The sequence below is a fragment of the Streptomyces tritici genome (assembly GCF_048500665.1).
GTDB lineage: Bacteria > Actinomycetota > Actinomycetes > Streptomycetales > Streptomycetaceae > Streptomyces > Streptomyces tritici.
In genome coordinates, this window is sequence record NZ_CP183183.1 from 3,459,189 (window position 1) to 3,474,540 (window position 15,352).

Below are 15,352 nucleotides of genomic sequence, written 5' to 3' on the forward strand. Positions count from 1 at the left end.
GCATATCCGCCCTTCGCGAAATCATGCCCGCAGATTCCCCGCACGGCATGCGGGGCAGCCATCCGGGTCATGCTTCTGCCCCCGTGCGCCTTCCGTGCGAGGATCGGTGGACGCAAGCGCAGACTCACGGAAGGCACATCGTGGCCGAGAAGCTTTACGCCACCCTCAAGACCAACCAGGGCGACATCGAGATCGAGCTCTTCCCGAACCACGCCCCGAAGACGGTCAAGAACTTCGTCGAGCTCGCCACGGGCGAGCGCGAGTGGACCAACCCGGCCACGGGTCAGAAGTCCACGGCCCCCCTCTACGACGGCACGGTCTTCCACCGGGTCATCGAGGGCTTCATGATCCAGGGCGGTGACCCGCTGGGCAACGGCACCGGCGGCCCGGGCTACAAGTTCGCGGACGAGTTCCACCCGGAGCTCTCGTTCACCAAGCCGTACCTGCTGGCCATGGCCAACGCCGGCCCGGGCACGAACGGTTCGCAGTTCTTCATCACCGTCGCGCCGACCACCTGGCTGACCGGCAAGCACACCATCTTCGGCGAGGTCGCCACCGAGGCGGGCAAGAAGGTCGTGGACGCCATCGCCACCACCGACACCAACCCGCGCACCGACCGTCCGGTCAACGACGTGATCATCCAGTCCGTGGTGATCGAGAAGCGCTGACCCCGGCGCTCCGCGCCCGCCGGGGCGCGACCCCGAACGGGGAACCTTTTCGCCCCGCCCGTCCGTATGGATGGGCGGGGCGGTGTCTTGCCCTCGTCGTCGCCCACCACCCTGGGAGGGACCTCCGATGGAGTCCGGTCTGTCGCACTGCTACCGCCACCCGGAGGCGGAGACCGGCATCCGCTGCACCCGGTGCGAGAAGCCGATCTGCCCGGAGTGCATGGTCAGCGCCTCCGTGGGCTTCCAGTGCCCGGACTGCGTGCGCAACGGCTCCGGCACGGGCCACGCGCCCGGCGCCAACCAGCCGCGGACGATCGCGGGCGGCCGGGTCGCGGCCGACGGCCGCTTCGTCACCAAGATCCTCATCGGGATCAACCTGGCCGTCTTCATCGCGGTCCTGGTGGCCGGCGACCGGCTCGTCGACGAGCTGTGGATGATCGGGTACGCGTACGACCCGGCGCTCGGCGAACTGGTCGGGGTCGCGGACGGCGAGTGGTACCGGCTGCTCACCTCCACGGTGCTGCACCAGGAGATCCCGCACTTCCTCTTCAACATGCTGGGCCTGTGGATCATCGGAGGCAGTGTCGAGCCCGAGCTCGGCCGCACCCGCTACGCGCTGCTGTGCCTGCTCTCCGGGCTCTCGGGCTCGGTGCTGATCTATCTCGTGTCCGCGGCGAACCAGCCCTCGCTGGGCGCCTCCGGCATCGTCTTCGGCCTGATCGGCGCGTACGCGGTGCTGGCCAAGCGGCGCCGGCACGACATGCGGCCGGTGGCGCTCTTCGTCGGTCTGTCGCTGCTGCTGACCTTCACCCGGGAGAACATCTCCTGGGAGGGCCATGTGGGCGGTCTGATCGGCGGTGCGCTGGTGGCCCTGGTGATGGTGTACGCGCCGCGCGAGCGGCGCCGGCTGGTGCAGTACGGGGCCTGCGGGCTGCTGCTCGCCGTGGACCTGGGGATCGTGCTGGCCCGGTCGGCCGCGCTGGTCTGAGACCGGCCGCGCGGCTCCGCGACGGGGTCCGCGCGGGTCCGAGACCGGGCCGCCGGGCCCGCGTACCGGCCCGGCGCTCCTACCGGGCGGACACCGCCCGTGCAAGCTTTCCCCAGAGTTGTCCACAGCGTGTACCGGATCTTGTGCACGGCGTGCCAAACGCCCACGCCCCTCGCCTCTGACCTGGGGTTTCCCAAGCGAGGCGAGGGGCGTGCGAGGAAGCTGCCGAGCTCTCACCAGTCACATCGGCGTCAACCTCATGTGAGTTATCCACAGATCGTCGTAACTTTGTCCCCAGTGTTGTGGACAAGTATGTGGATAAGTTTTGGGGTGAGCTTGTCCCGACGGTGGGCGAGCCGGTCCCGGAGGCGTCGGGACGCTACTTCCACTGCGTGGAGACGCCGAACCCGGCCGCGATGAAGCCGAAGCCGACGACGATGTTCCAGTTCGCCAGCGACTTGATGGGCAGGGTGCCGTCGGTGACGTAGAAGACCACGATCCACACCAGGCCGATGAGGAAGAGCGCCAGCATCACCGGGGCCACCCAGCTGCTGCTGGTCAGCTTGATGTTGGTCGCCTGCTTCGCCGGCGGCGGCGTGTAGTCGGCCTTCTTGCGGATCCGTGACTTCGGCACGAGGGACTCTCCTGTCGATGCGCTGCGTGACCGCGCAGGGAACTTGGGCTGGCACCGGACGGGGTGGGAGCACCACCGGCCCTCCGGGGCGTCCGTTAGCGTAGTGCTTCCGCGGCACCGAAGGGGATCAGGGTACGTTGAGCAATTCTGCCGACTCCGCCGCCGGACCGGGGCGGCGCGCCCGCTTCAGCCCGGTCCGGGTACTCACGGCTGCCGTCTTCGCGCTCGCCGGGTTGATCTTCGTCACGAGTTTCAACACCGCCAAGGGCACCAACATCCGCACCGACGACTCCCTGCTGCGCCTCTCCGACCTGATCCAGGCACGGAGCCAGAAGAACGCGCAGCTGGACGAGTCGACCGCGGCCGTACGCGACCAGGTGGACACCCTCGCCCGCCGCGACGACGGCTCCACCAAGGCCGAGGACGCCGAACTGCGCGCCCTGGAGGCCGCCGCCGGCACCACGAAGGTCACCGGCCAGGGCCTCACCGTCACCCTCAACGACGCCCCGCCCGACGCCCAGGCCGCGCCCGGCTACCCCGAGCCGCAGGCCAACGACCTCGTCATCCACCAGCAGGACCTCCAGGCCGTCGTCAACGCCCTGTGGAAGGGCGGCGCGACCGGCATCAAGGTCATGGACCAGCGACTGATCTCCACCAGCGCCGTCCGCTGCGTCGGCAACACCCTGATCCTCCAGGGCCGGGTCTACTCGCCGCCCTACAGGATCACCGCCGTGGGCGACCGGGGCGCGCTCAACAAGGCCCTGGCCGCCTCCCCGGCGCTGCAGAACTACCAGCTCTACGTGAAGGCGTACGGCCTCGGCTGGAAAGTCGACGAGCACGAGACGGTGACTCTGCCGGGGTACTCCGGCACAGTGGATCTCCACTACGCCGAGCCGAGCGGCTGAGGGGCGCCCGGCGGCCCGAGGGGGTTCGGTGGTGCTGTCGGTACGACTGGTCGTGAGGACCTTCAGCGAGCTGTGCATCACCATAGGCGCGGTCATCGTCCTCTTCGTCGGCTACCTGATGTTCTGGACCGGCGTGAAGGCCGAGGCCGCCACGGACGGCGAGCTCCGGCTCCTCCAGGACGAATGGGTCGCCCAGGCGGCCCCGCCCGCCCAGGAGCCGTCCGCAGCGCCCTCCGCGCAGCCGGCCACGGAGCCGCCGCCCCCGCCCCCGTACCGGGACGGCAAGGGCATCGCCGTCATGTACATCCCCCGCTTCGGGCCCGCATGGGACTGGCCGGTCCTGGAGGGCACGAGGACCGGCACGCTCAAGAAGGGCCTCGGCCACTACGCCGGCTCCGCCCGCCTCGGCGCCACCGGCAACTTCGCCGTCGCCGGCCACCGCCGCACCTACGGCGACCCGTTCAAGGACGTGCCGAGGCTCCGCCCCGGGGACGCGGTCGTCCTGACCGACGGGACGACCTGGTACACGTACCGCATCACCAGGAAGCCGTACCGGACCGTGCCCGGCGACACCGGCGTGGTCGACCCGGTGCCGCGCAAGTCCGGATTCGCCGGCCCCGGGCGCTATCTGACCCTGACCACCTGCGAGCCCGAGTGGGGCAGCAGCCACCGGCTGATCGTCTGGGCACGGCTGGACGCCACCCAGCCTGTGACGAAGGGCAGGCCCGCAGCTTTGAACAGCTGACCCACGCCGACACCTCCGCCCCTTACCCTGGTCCCGACGGGCATCGGGACACAGTCGAGAGAGAAGGACCGGCAGACGTCATGTACGGCTGGATCTGGCGGCATCTGCCGGGCAACACCTGGGTGCGGGCGCTCATCTCGCTCGTGCTGATCGTCGCTGTCGTCTACGTGCTCTTCCAGTACGTGTTCCCCTGGGCGGAGCCGCTGCTTCCGTTCAACGATGTGACGGTGGACGGTCAGTGAGCGCGCGCATTCTCGTCGTCGACAACTACGACAGCTTCGTCTTCAACCTCGTCCAGTACCTGTACCAGCTCGGCGCCGAGTGCGAGGTCCTGCGGAACGACGAGGTGGCCCTGGGGCACGCCCAGGACGGCTTCGACGGCGTCCTGCTCTCCCCGGGCCCCGGCGCCCCCGAACAGGCCGGCGTCTGCATCGACATGGTGAAGCACTGCGCGGCCACGGGCGTGCCCGTCTTCGGCGTCTGCCTCGGCATGCAGTCGATGGCCGTCGCCTACGGCGGTGTGGTGGACCGCGCCCCCGAGCTGCTGCACGGCAAGACCTCCCTGGTGACGCACGAGGGCAAGGGCGTCTTCGCCGGCCTGCCCTCGCCGTTCACCGCGACCCGGTACCACTCGCTGGCCGCGGAGCCCGCCGAGCTGCCGGACGAACTGGAGGTCACCGCGCGCACCGAGGACGGCATCATCATGGGCCTGCGGCACCGGGAGTTCGCGGTGGAGGGCGTGCAGTTCCACCCCGAGTCGGTGCTGACCGAGCACGGTCACCTGATGCTCGCCAACTGGCTGGAACAGTGCGGCGACACGGGCGCGGTGGCCCGTTCGACGGGCCTCGCGCCGGTGGTGGGCAAGGCCGTCGCGTGACGGCGGGGTCGCCCTGGTTCCGGGCGGCGAACGCGCCGGACCCGGAGGAGCGGCAGCGGCCGGAGCCGTACGGGCACGAGGACCGGCAGCCCGCGGCGTACGCCTACGAGCCGGAGCCCCAGGCCGCCCCGTACGAGCCCCCGGCGGCCTACGAGCCGGAGCCGGGCGCCGCGTACGCCCCGGAGCCCCCGGACGCGTACGCCCCGGAACCGCCCGCTCCGTACGAGCCCCCCGCCGCGTACGAAGCCCCCGGCGCCTACGACCCTCCCGCCCCGTACGACCCTCCCGCCCCGTACGAGCCGGAGCCGACTGCGGTGTACGAGCCGATACCCGAGGTGGACCCCGAGGCGGACGCGCCGGTGCGCCACGACGAGACGATGGCCCTGCGGACCGTCGCCCCGCCCGCCGCCCCGTCCGTCCCCGGACCGGGCCGGGCGGAACGCCGCCGGGCGGCGAAGGCCCGGGGCCGCAGAGGGGCCCCCACGGCCCCTTCCGCGCCCGAACGCGACGACTCCCGGCCCCTGTCCCGCGTGGAGGCCCGCAGGGCCGCCCGCGCCCGCAAGGAGAGCGTGGGCGTGGTCGCGAGCCGGGTGGTGGGCGAGCTGTTCATCAGCTTCGGCGTCGTCATGCTGCTGTTCGTCGCGTACCAGCTCTGGTGGACGAACGTCCGGGCCGGCCAGGAGGCGAACACGGCGAAGGAGCAGATCGCCGAGGAGTGGGCCAAGGGCCGCAAGCCCGACGCCTTCGAACCCGGCCAGGGCTTCGCGATCATGTACATCCCGAAGCTGGACGTGGTCGTGCCGATCGCCGAAGGCATCAGCAAGCCCAAGGTCCTCGACCGCGGCATGGTCGGCCACTACGGCGAGGGCAAGCTGAAGACCGCCATGCCGCAGGACAAGCAGGGCAACTTCGCGGTGGCCGGCCACCGCAACACCCACGGCGAACCGTTCCGGTACATCAACCAGCTGAAGCCCGGCGACCCGATCGTCGTCGAGACCGCCGACGCGTACTACACGTACGAGATGGCGAGCATCCTGCCGCAGACCCACCCGTCGAACGTCTCCGTCATCGAGCCCGTTCCGAAGGGGTCGGGGTTCACTCGGCCCGGCCGATACATCACACTGACCACCTGCACCCCCGAGTTCACGAGCACCTACCGGATGATCGTGTGGGGGAAGATGGTCGAGGAACGCCCGCGCAGCAAGGGGAAACCGGACGCGCTCGTAGGCTGAGAGGAAACCGACACAGTGTCACGTGCGCGCGAGCGGATCGCCACCGCGGTCAGCGTCTTCGGCGAACTGCTCATCACGGCAGGCGTCCTGCTCGGACTGTTCGTCGTCTACTCCCTGTGGTGGACGAACGTCCTCGCCGACCAGGCGGCGGCGAAGGAGGGCGACCAGGTCCGCGACCGCTGGGCCGGCGGCCCGGGGGCCCTGGACACCAAGGACGGCATCGGCTTCCTGCACGTACCCGCCATGGGGAACGGCGAGATACTCGTCAAGCAGGGCACCGACAGCAAGACCCTGAACAACGGCGTCGCCGGCTACTACACCGACCCGGTCAAGTCCGCGCTGCCGCAGGACAAGCAGGGCAACTTCACCCTGGCCGCGCACCGCGACGGCCACGGCGCGAAGTTCCACAACATCCACAAGCTGAAGACCGGCGACTCGATCGTCTTCGAGTCCAAGGACACCTGGTACGTCTACAAGGTCTTCAAGACCCTGCCGCAGACGACGAAGTACAACGTCGAGGTCCTGCAGCCGGTCCCCAAGCAGTCCGGCAAGCAGAAGCCCGGCCGCTACATCACCCTGACGACCTGCACGCCGATGTACACCTCCGACTACCGCTTCATCGTCTGGGGCGAACTGGAGCGCACCGAGAAGGTCGACAACCAGCGCACCCCGCCGGCGGAACTGCGCTGACTTTCGTCACACGCAGAAGGGCCCGCCTCCTCCGGGAGGCGGGCCCTTCTGCGTCGTGGCCTTCGGCTAGCCGTTGGTGCCGCCGAAGAAGCCGCCGTTGTCGTTGTCCCCGTCGCCGCCGTCACTGCCGCCGACGGTCCACAGGGTGACCGTCTGGCCCGGCGTGACCGGCTGCCCGGGGCCCGGGTTGCTGTTCAGGACCGTGGCGTTGTCCCGGTCGGACGAGCCCGGGGCGAACTGGACGACCAGGCCCATGCCCTCCAGCTGCGCCTTCACGTCCTTGACCTTCTTGCCCTGGATGTCACCGGGGATGGTCTGCTGCTGGGCGGGGCCCTTGGAGACCTTCAGGGTGATCTGCGAGCCTTCGCCGGCCTTCGAGTTGCCCTTCGGGTCCTGCTCGGTCACCGTGCCGGCCGGCTGGTTCGAGTCGACGTCGACCCGGGCGACGGTGAAGCCCAGCGTCTCGAGCTGTGCCTTGGCCTGGTCGAACTGGTTGCCCACGACGGGCGGCACCGTCTTGAGGGACTTCTTCGCGACCGTGATCGTGACCTCGGAGTTCTTCTCCGCCTGGGAGCCGCCCTTCGGGTTCTGGTCGATGACCGTGCCCGGCTCCTCGTCGGACTCCTTCTCCTCGACCTTCACCTTGAAGCCCTTGTTCTCCAGCAGCTCCTGCGCGCGCTGCTGGGACTTCTCCAGGACGTCCGGGACCTCCTGGAGCGGGGCGCCCTCGGAGACCTGGACGGTGATCGTGGCGCCCTTGGCCATCTGGGCACCTTCGGTCGCCGCCGGGTCCTGGGTGCAGATCGCGCCCTTCGGCTGCTCGCAGCGGGCCGTGCCGCTCTGCTGGACCTTCACGCCCACGTTCGTGGCGCTGGTCTGCGCCTCCTGCAGCGTCTTGCCGACGAGCTGCGGCACCGGGACCTCGTTCGAGCCGTTGTCCTGGTCGAACAGGGCCTGGCCGATCAGGATCGCGCCGACGAGCACGAGAACGCCCGCCACGGCCAGCAATATCGTCGAGGTGTTCGACTTCTTCGGAGGCCGGTTCCCGCGACGGCCGCCGGGGCGGTCGTCGTAGCCGTAGCCGCCGTCGTCCGGGTTCATCGGCGGGAGCATGGAGGTCTGCCCGGCCGGGTCCGTCGGCCGCAGCGCCGTCGTCGGCTGGTCGTCCGGGCCGTAGCCGCCGTACCCGGCGGCGCCGTACGCGGCCGCGCCCATCGCCGCGGTGGCGGCGACCGGCTGGCCGTCGAGGCAGGCCTCGATGTCCGCGCGCATCTCGTCGGCGGACTGGTAGCGGTAGTCGGGGTCCTTGACCAGCGCCTTCAGGACGATGGCGTCCATCTCGGGCGTGATCTCGGGGTCGAAGGTGCTCGGCGGCTGCGGCTCCTCGCGCACGTGCTGGTACGCGACCGCGACCGGCGAGTCGCCGATGAACGGCGGCCGGACGGTCAGCAGCTCGTACAGCAGGCAGCCCGTGGAGTACAGGTCGGAGCGGGCGTCGACCTGCTCGCCCTTGGCCTGCTCCGGGGAGAGGTACTGGGCCGTGCCGATCACCGCGGCGGTCTGCGTCATGGTCATGCCGGCGTCGCCCATGGCGCGGGCGATGCCGAAGTCCATGACCTTGACCTGGCCGGTACGCGTCAGCATGACGTTCGCCGGCTTGATGTCGCGGTGCACGATGCCGGCGCGGTGCGAGTACTCCAGCGCCTGCAGGATGCCGACGGTCATCTCGAGGGTGCGCTCGGGCAGCAGCTTGCGGCCGCTGTGAAGAAGCTCACGGAGGGTGGAGCCGTCGACATACTCCATCACGATGTACGGGATGGAGACCCCGTCGACGTAGTCCTCGCCGGTGTCGTAGACGGCGACGATCGCCGGGTGGTTGAGCGAGGCGGCGGACTGGGCCTCCCGGCGGAACCGGGCCTGGAAGGACGGATCACGGGCGAGATCCGCCCGCAGCGTCTTCACGGCAACGGTGCGGCCGAGCCTGGTGTCATGCGCGAGGTAGACCTCCGCCATGCCACCACGGCCGAGCACCGAGCCCAGCTCGTACCGGCCGCCGAGGCGACGCGGCTCTTCCATAGCCTTTACCAGCCCTCTCCGTCTGTCCCGACCGCACCCGTGCGTGGTCCGGCGGTATAGCTGTTCGCGCATACGGTACCGGCCTCGGGAAGGCGTTCCGCCCGTGACCGGTACCTGATACAGGACCGGTATCCGACTGTGCCCGGCCGGTCGGGGTTCAGGGGACGCCTAGCTCCTGCTCTTCAGGACCGCCTTCATGACGTCCCGGGCGATCGGGGCGGCCAGACCGCCACCGCTGATGTCCTCGCGGTTGGTGCCGGCGTCGTCCTCGACGATCACGGCGACGGCCACGGGGGAGCCCTGGTCGGTCTTCGCGTAGGAGATGAACCACGCGTAGGGGCGGGCCTTGTTCTTCTCGCCGTGCTGCGCGGTGCCGGTCTTGCCGCCGACCCGCACGCCCTGCATGTTCACGTCGGCCCTGCCGCCGGTGCCGTCGCTGACGACGGCCTCCATCATCGTCTGCAGCAGCTGCGCGTTCTCCTGCGAGACCGGGCGGCTCAGCTCCTCCGGCTCGGTCTTGGTGACGAGGTCCACATTCGGGGCACGCAGCTCGTCGATCATGTACGGCTTCATCAGCTTGCCGTCGTTGGCGACCGCTGCCGCGACCATGGCCATTTGCAGCGGCGTGGTGGCGGTGTTGAACTGGCCGATGGACGACAGCGCGTTGCCACCGCGGTCCATGTTCTTGTCGTACACGGAGGCCACGGCGCGCACCGGGACGAACTGCTCCTTGTTGAAGCCGAACTTCTCCGCCATCTCGACCATCTTGTCCCGGCCCACCTCGTCGCCGAGCTTGGCGAAGACCGAGTTGCAGGAGACCTCCAGAGCCCGCTTCAGACTGGCGTTCTCGCAGCCCTGGGCGTGGTTCTTCATGTTCCTGGTGGACAGCGGGATCTTGTACGGCTCCGGGGTGTCCGTCGCCGCGTCGATGTTCGTGACCTTGCCGTTCTCCAGCGCGGCGGCGGCGGTGACGACCTTGAACACGGAGCCGGGCGGGTAGATCTCGCGCAGCGCGCGGTTCAGCTTCGGCTTGTCCGGGTCCTTCTCCAGCGCCTGCCACGCCTTGGCGTCCGCGTTGTGGTAGCCGGCGAAGGTCGACGGGTCGTACGAGGGCGTGGACGCCAGCGCGAGGATCTTGCCGGTCGCCGGCTCGATCGCGACGACCGAGCCCTTCTTGTCGCCGAGCCCCTCGAACGCGGCCTTCTGGGCCGCGCCGCTCAGGGTGGTGATGACGTCGCCGCCGGTCTTCTTCTCGCCGGTGAACATCGACAGGGTGCGGTCGAAGAACAGCCGGTCGTCGTTGCCGGTGAGGATGCCGTCCTCGATCGACTCGATCTGCGTGGCGCCGAACGCCTGCGAGGCGAAGCCCGTGACGGGCGCCCACATGGGGCCGTTCACGTACGTGCGCTTGAACGCGTAGTACGGGTCCTTGGTGTCGACGGAGCCGGTGATCGGCTTGCCGTCCACGATGATGTTGCCGCGCTCGTGGGCGTACCGCTCGATCGTGACCCGCTTGTTCTTCGGGTGCGAGTTCAGCTCGTCGGCGCGGACGTACTGGAGCCAGTTGTCGCGGATGAGCAGGGCGAGGACCAGCAGGCCGCAGAAGATCGCGACCCGGCGCAGGGGCTTGTTCACGGTCGGACCACCTGGGTCATCTCGGCGTCGGGGGACGGGGCGGGGGCGGGCGCCGGGCGGCGCGCGGTGTCGCTGATCCGGATCAGCACACCGATCAGGGCCCAGTTCGCGATCACGGAGGAACCGCCGTACGCGAGGAACGGCATCGTCATACCGGTCAGCGGGATCAGGCCCATGACGCCGCCGGCGACGACGAAGATCTGCAGCGCGAAGGCGCCGGACAGGCCCATGGCCAGCAGCTTGCCGAACGGGTCGCGGGCGGCCAGCGCCGTGCGCACACCGCGCTCGATGATCAGCCCGTACAGCAGCAGGAACGCCATCACGCCGGCCAGACCGAGCTCCTCGCCGACCGTGGCGAAGATGAAGTCGGAGTTGGCGGCGAAGCCGATCAGGTCCGAGTTGCCCTGGCCGAGGCCGGTGCCGAGGATGCCGCCGGAGCCGAACGACATCAGCACCTGCGTCATCTGGTCGCAGGCGGCCAGCATGTTCGACCCCTCGGGGGCCGTCTCCAGACAGCCGAACGGGTCGAGCCAGGCGGCCACACGGGACTGGACGTGGGTCGCGGTCGAGCCGACGACGACCGCGCCCGCGGTGGACATCAGCAGACCCATGACGACCCAGCTGGTCCGCTCGGTGGCCACGTACAGCATGATCACGAACATGCCGAAGAACAGCAGCGAGGTACCGAGGTCGTTCTCGAAGACCAGGATGAGCAGGCTGATCGCCCAGATGGTCAGGATCGGGCCGAGGTCACGGCCACGCGGCAGGTAGAGCCCCATGAAACGGCGGCTGGCCAGCGCCAGCGCATCGCGTTTCACCATCAGATAGCCGGAGAAGAACACGGCAAGGACCAGCTTGGCGAACTCACCCGGCTGGATCGAGAAGCCGCCGATGTTGATCCAGATCTTCGCGCCGAAGACGTCCGCGCCGAGGCCCGGCACCAGCGGCAGCAGCAGCAGCACGAGCGCCGCGGCCATGGAGATGTACGTGTAGCGCTGCAGGACGCGGTGGTCCTTGAGCAGCAGCAGCACGCCGACCAGCATCGCGATGCCGATCGCCGAGTACATCATCTGCTTCGGCGCGTCCGGCGTGAACGTGTCGTACCGGGCGATGATCCGCGGCGACTGGTCCAGCCGCCAGATCAGCACCAGACCGAGGCCGTTCAGCAGTGTGGCCAGCGGCAGCAGCAGCGGGTCCGCGTACGGCGCCCACTTGCGCACCACGAGGTGGGCCACGCCCGCCAGCAGGGTCAGGCCCGCCCCGTAGCCGAGCATGCCCGCCGGCACGGCGCCGTCGATGGCCAGGCCGACGTTGAGGTAGGCGAACACCGGGATGGCGACGGCGAAGCCGAGCAGCCACAGCTCGGTGTTGCGGCGGCTCGGCGCCTCGATGGCGCCGATGGTGGTCGTGTTGGTGACAACGCTCATGGTGGTGGAAGGCCCCCCTACGGGCCGGTTACTGCTTGCCGCAGTTCGAGGCCAGCTTCTGCTCCTCCTCGGAGAGGGTGGGGCCCGGGGAGGGAGCGGCTGTGGTGGGCTTGGAGTCGGGGGTGGCGGTGCCCTTGGCGGGCGGCGGAGCCTTGTCGGCCGCGCCGTCGGCGGCGGCCTTGCGCTGCTCCTGCTTCTTGCAGGCCGAGGCCTGCGTCGCCAGCTGCTGGATCTTGGTCTGCGCCTTGCCGAGGGTGCCGCCCGCGATGGTCTCCTCGACCTGCTTGCGCTGGTACGGCGGCAGGTACTTGAGTTCGATCTCGGGGTGGTCCTTCTCGACCTCCGACAGTTTCACCCAGGCCAGGTCCTGGCTGATGCCCCGGTACAGCGCCACGTGCTCGTCCTTGGAGCCGACGTAGTACTGCGTCTGGGTCCAGCGCCAGCCCCCGTACAGCGCGCCGCCCACCACGCCCAGCGTGAGGACGAACAGGAACGAGCGCTTGAGCCACTTGCGGCCGGTGCGGGGCTTGGTGAAGTCGTCGTCGGTGTACGCGCCGAAGGAACCCTGCGGCGGCATGCCGCCGTAGCCGTGGTCGCCGCTGCCGGGCGGGCCGAAGCCGCCGGCGGGCGGCTCGGCGGCCTGCGGGCGGCCGAGGCCGGAGGCGCGGCCGGCCGGGGTCTGCATGGCGCCGCCGTCGCCCAGCTGCACCTGGTTCTCGGCGACCGCGCCGACGACCACCGGGGTGTCGCTGAGCCGGCCGGCGAGGGTGTCGCCGGAGTCGGTGTCCAGCACGTCGGCGACGATGCAGGTGATGTTGTCGGGGCCGCCGCCGCGCAGCGCGAGCTGGATCAGCTCCTGCACGGTCTCCTGCGGGCCCTGGTAGCTGGCGAGGGTGTCCTCCAGCGTCTGGTGCGACACGACGCCGGACAGACCGTCGGAGCAGACCAGGTACCGGTCGCCGGCCCGCACCTCGCGGATCGACAGGTCTGGCTCGACGTGGTCGCCGCTGCCGAGCGCGCGCATCAGGAGCGAGCGCTGCGGGTGGGTGGTCGCCTCCTCCTCGGTGATCCGGCCCTCGTCGACGAGCCGCTGCACCCAGGTGTGGTCCTGCGTGATCTGCGTGAGGACGCCGTCGCGCAGCAGGTACGCGCGCGAGTCGCCGACGTGGACCAGGCCGAGGCGCTGACCGGTCCACAGCAGGGCGGTGAGCGTGGTGCCCATGCCCTCCAGCTGCGGGTCCTCCTCGACCATCATGCGCAGCTGGTCGTTGGCGCGCTGCACCGCGGCGCCGAGGGACGTGAGGATGTCGGAGCCGGGGATGTCGTCGTCGAGCTGGACCAGCGTCGAGATCACCTCGGACGAGGCGACCTCGCCGGCGGCCTGGCCGCCCATGCCGTCGGCGATGGCGAGCAGCCGCGGACCGGCGTAGCCGGAGTCCTCGTTGCCCTCGCGGATCATGCCCTTGTGCGAGCCCGCGGCGAAACGCAGAGACAGTGTCATGCCGACCTGCCCTGTCGCTGCTGCCTCGGGGTACAGCCGGTCTCGAGCCACACTGCCCACCCTCCGGTCGGGAGCCCGTCCCGCTCGCTCCGCTCGCGCCTAATCATGATGTAGCACTACTTCCGCAGCTCGATGACGGTCTTGCCGATGCGGATCGGCGCGCCCAGCGGAATCGGCGTGGGAGTGGTGAGGCGGGTCCGGTCGAGATACGTGCCGTTGGTGGACCCGAGATCCTCGACGATCCACTGGCCGTCCCGGTCCGGGTAGATCCTGGCGTGCCGGCTGGAGGCGTAGTCGTCGTCCAGCACGATCGTGGAGTCGTGCGCGCGGCCCAGGGTGATGGTCTGCCCCTGGAGCGCGACGGTGGTGCCGGTGAGGGTGCCTTCGGACACGACCAGCTTCGTCGGGGCGCCACGGCGCTGCCGGCCGGCGGCCTGCTGGCCGCGCTGCGGCGGCGGCGCGGCGGCCTGGCGGGCGGCGGCCTGCTGCGGCCGCGCCTCTCCCCTGCGGGAGCCGCGCTGCGTGACACGCGTGCCGAACAGGTCGCTACGGATGACCTGCACGGCCACGATCACGAACAGCCACAGTACGGCCAGGAAACCCAGCCGCATGACCGTGAGGGTCAGCTCTGACATTGCCCCCGCTTCACCCTTCGGCTTGCCGGTAAACGATGGTGGTGCTGCCCACGACGATCCGCGAGCCGTCGCGGAGCGTAGCGCGGGTGGTGTGCTGCCCGTCCACCACGATGCCGTTGGTCGATCCGAGGTCCTGGATCGTCGAGGGCGTCCCGGTCCGGATCTCGCAGTGCCGGCGGGAGACGCCGGGGTCGTCGATCCGCACGTCGGCGTCGGTGCTGCGGCCGAGCACCATCGTCGGGCGGGAGATCTGGTGGCGGGTGCCGTTGATCTCGATCCAGCGGCGCACCTGCGCGCCGGGGAGCGAGCCGGGGCCGGGAGCGGCCGGGCGGGCGCCCGGCGGCGGGCCCGCCGGCATCGGCGGTGCGGCCGGCGGGTAGCCGTAGCCGGGGCGCGGCGGCTGCTGGCCGAGCGGCGCCTGGCCGGGGCCCGGGCCGCCCGCCGGCTGCGGCTGCGAGGTGCTGGACGCCAGGGTCCGGCTGCGCACCCGGTACAGACCGGTGTCGAGGTCTTCGGCCTTCTCCAGGTGGACCTTGATCGGGCCCATGAAGGTGTACCGCTGCTGCTTGGCGTAGTCGCGGACCAGGCCGGAGAGCTCGTCGCCGAGCTGGCCGGAGTAGGGGCTGAGGCGCTCGTAGTCCGGGGCGCTCAGCTCCACGATGAAGTCGTTCGGGACGACCGTCCGCTCGCGGTTCCAGATCGTCGCGTTGTTGTCGCACTCGCGCTGGAGGGCGCCGGCGATCTCGACGGGCTGGACCTCGGACTTGAAGACCTTGGCGAAGGTGCCGTTGACCAGACCTTCGAGTCGCTGTTCGAACCGCTTCAGGACTCCCATGGGGCACCTCCTCCGTCGTCGCCGTCCTGGTACTGCTTACTGATCGTATCCACGCGTCGGGAAATCGGCTGGTTCCCCTTCTCTGCCCTGTGGACGAGTGTCACCTCTCACACGGATCGTAGAGGCGGCCTCGGGACAGTGTCCCGCAGCCCCTCCCGCCGCTGGTCCTGTTCGCCGGAGACGGGGTCCAAACAAACGGATGTGAATCCACGGCCGGCGACGTGCTAATCTTCAGATGTCGCCAGGCAGACCGGCCGAAAAAACCGGGAAGCACAGGGGACACACCCAATGCGCGGGTGGCGGAATAGGCAGACGCGCTGGATTCAGGTTCCAGTGCCCGCAAGGGCGTGGGGGTTCAACTCCCCCCTCGCGCACCAGACGGAAGCCCCGTAGGTCGAAAGACCTACGGGGCTTCTGCGTTGTGCGGGTCGCCGCGTCGGGCGGACGGTCGGCGGTCTGGTCGCTGGTCAGGTCGGCCGGTCGTCGGTATCGGTCGAGACCTTC

Annotated in this window: 15 protein-coding genes and 1 tRNA gene; 9 read left to right on the forward strand and 7 right to left on the reverse strand. The window is 70.0% G+C overall.

Annotated features, from left to right (window positions below; translation table 11 throughout):
• Positions 1-140: 140 nt before the first annotated feature.
• Both ACNJ93_RS15970 and ACNJ93_RS15975 read left to right on the forward strand, forming a co-directional pair.
• Entirely contained in the window at positions 141-668 is a 528-nt protein-coding gene (locus tag ACNJ93_RS15970) for a peptidylprolyl isomerase (RefSeq protein WP_418958072.1), read from the forward strand.
• A 127-nt stretch (positions 669-795) separates the two neighbouring features.
• Positions 796-1,656 (forward strand): rhomboid family intramembrane serine protease, encoded by an 861-nt coding sequence (locus tag ACNJ93_RS15975; protein WP_418958073.1) that lies wholly within the window; start codon positions 796-798, stop codon positions 1,654-1,656.
• 379 nt (positions 1,657-2,035) lie between these two features.
• Here ACNJ93_RS15975 and crgA read toward each other — a convergent pair whose 3' ends face one another.
• On the reverse strand, positions 2,036-2,290 hold the full coding sequence (crgA, locus tag ACNJ93_RS15980) for a cell division protein CrgA (protein WP_418958074.1): 255 nt from the start codon (positions 2,288-2,290) through the stop codon (positions 2,036-2,038).
• A 137-nt stretch (positions 2,291-2,427) separates the two neighbouring features.
• On the opposite strand from crgA, the gene ACNJ93_RS15985 reads away from it, so the two are divergent.
• The 6 genes from ACNJ93_RS15985 (at position 2,428) to ACNJ93_RS16010 (ending at position 6,739) form a co-directional block, all read left to right on the forward strand.
• A complete protein-coding gene (locus tag ACNJ93_RS15985) occupies positions 2,428-3,195 on the forward strand; it encodes a DUF881 domain-containing protein (RefSeq protein WP_418958075.1) in 768 nt (255 codons plus the stop codon).
• Between the two features lie 34 nt (positions 3,196-3,229).
• Positions 3,230-3,940 carry a class E sortase gene (locus ACNJ93_RS15990; RefSeq protein ID WP_418961424.1) on the forward strand — a complete coding sequence of 237 codons (711 nt, stop codon included), beginning with the start codon at positions 3,230-3,232 and terminating at the stop codon, positions 3,938-3,940.
• Between the two features lie 80 nt (positions 3,941-4,020).
• The gene (locus ACNJ93_RS15995; protein WP_418958076.1) at positions 4,021-4,182 is read left to right on the forward strand and encodes a hypothetical protein; all 162 of its coding nucleotides are present in this window, start codon (positions 4,021-4,023) and stop codon (positions 4,180-4,182) included.
• Complete coding sequence (locus ACNJ93_RS16000) at positions 4,179-4,817, forward strand: aminodeoxychorismate/anthranilate synthase component II (RefSeq protein WP_418958077.1); 639 nt, start codon at positions 4,179-4,181, stop codon at positions 4,815-4,817. Before ACNJ93_RS15995 ends, ACNJ93_RS16000 begins: the two co-directional genes overlap by 4 nt.
• Positions 4,814-6,049: a class E sortase gene (locus ACNJ93_RS16005; RefSeq protein ID WP_418958078.1), complete on the forward strand. Its 1,236-nt coding sequence runs from the start codon at positions 4,814-4,816 to the stop codon at positions 6,047-6,049. The genes ACNJ93_RS16000 and ACNJ93_RS16005 overlap by 4 nt, the downstream gene beginning before the upstream one ends.
• 15 nt (positions 6,050-6,064) lie before the next feature.
• On the forward strand, positions 6,065-6,739 hold the full coding sequence (locus tag ACNJ93_RS16010; RefSeq protein ID WP_418958079.1) for a class E sortase: 675 nt from the start codon (positions 6,065-6,067) through the stop codon (positions 6,737-6,739).
• A gap of 66 nt (positions 6,740-6,805) precedes the next feature.
• Here the strand turns inward: ACNJ93_RS16010 and pknB are convergent, their stop codons facing one another.
• The 6 genes from pknB to ACNJ93_RS16040 all read right to left on the reverse strand — a co-directional run bounded on the left by pknB (position 6,806) and on the right by ACNJ93_RS16040 (position 14,848).
• Positions 6,806-8,815: a Stk1 family PASTA domain-containing Ser/Thr kinase gene (pknB, locus tag ACNJ93_RS16015; RefSeq protein ID WP_418958080.1), complete on the reverse strand. Its 2,010-nt coding sequence runs from the start codon at positions 8,813-8,815 to the stop codon at positions 6,806-6,808.
• 168 nt (positions 8,816-8,983) lie between these two features.
• Positions 8,984-10,450 (reverse strand): peptidoglycan D,D-transpeptidase FtsI family protein, encoded by a 1,467-nt coding sequence (locus ACNJ93_RS16020; RefSeq protein WP_418958081.1) that lies wholly within the window; start codon positions 10,448-10,450, stop codon positions 8,984-8,986.
• Complete coding sequence (locus ACNJ93_RS16025; protein ID WP_418958082.1) at positions 10,447-11,877, reverse strand: FtsW/RodA/SpoVE family cell cycle protein; 1,431 nt, start codon at positions 11,875-11,877, stop codon at positions 10,447-10,449. The genes ACNJ93_RS16020 and ACNJ93_RS16025 overlap by 4 nt, the downstream gene beginning before the upstream one ends.
• A gap of 28 nt (positions 11,878-11,905) precedes the next feature.
• A complete protein-coding gene (locus ACNJ93_RS16030) occupies positions 11,906-13,378 on the reverse strand; it encodes a PP2C family protein-serine/threonine phosphatase (protein WP_418958083.1) in 1,473 nt (490 codons plus the stop codon).
• Between the two features lie 116 nt (positions 13,379-13,494).
• On the reverse strand, positions 13,495-14,013 hold the full coding sequence (locus ACNJ93_RS16035; RefSeq protein WP_418958084.1) for an FHA domain-containing protein FhaB/FipA: 519 nt from the start codon (positions 14,011-14,013) through the stop codon (positions 13,495-13,497).
• Positions 14,014-14,023: 10 nt separating this feature from the next.
• On the reverse strand, positions 14,024-14,848 hold the full coding sequence (locus tag ACNJ93_RS16040; RefSeq protein ID WP_418958085.1) for an FhaA domain-containing protein: 825 nt from the start codon (positions 14,846-14,848) through the stop codon (positions 14,024-14,026).
• Positions 14,849-15,138: 290 nt separating this feature from the next.
• Between ACNJ93_RS16040 and ACNJ93_RS16045 the strand changes: the two genes are divergently transcribed.
• Positions 15,139-15,225, forward strand: a tRNA-Leu gene (locus ACNJ93_RS16045).
• Positions 15,226-15,352: the final 127 nt, after the last annotated feature.

Coding starts and splice junctions, on each gene's coding strand:
- ACNJ93_RS16040 (WP_418958085.1), bottom strand. CDS start 14,848: ATGGGAGTCCTGAAGCGGTTCGAACAGCGACTCGAAGGTCTGGTCAAC.
- ACNJ93_RS16025 (WP_418958082.1), bottom strand. CDS start 11,877: ATGAGCGTTGTCACCAACACGACCACCATCGGCGCCATCGAGGCGCCG.
- ACNJ93_RS15995 (WP_418958076.1), top strand. CDS start 4,021: ATGTACGGCTGGATCTGGCGGCATCTGCCGGGCAACACCTGGGTGCGG.
- pknB (WP_418958080.1), bottom strand. CDS start 8,815: ATGGAAGAGCCGCGTCGCCTCGGCGGCCGGTACGAGCTGGGCTCGGTG.
- ACNJ93_RS16035 (WP_418958084.1), bottom strand. CDS start 14,013: ATGTCAGAGCTGACCCTCACGGTCATGCGGCTGGGTTTCCTGGCCGTA.
- ACNJ93_RS15975 (WP_418958073.1), top strand. CDS start 796: ATGGAGTCCGGTCTGTCGCACTGCTACCGCCACCCGGAGGCGGAGACC.
- ACNJ93_RS16030 (WP_418958083.1), bottom strand. CDS start 13,378: ATGACACTGTCTCTGCGTTTCGCCGCGGGCTCGCACAAGGGCATGATC.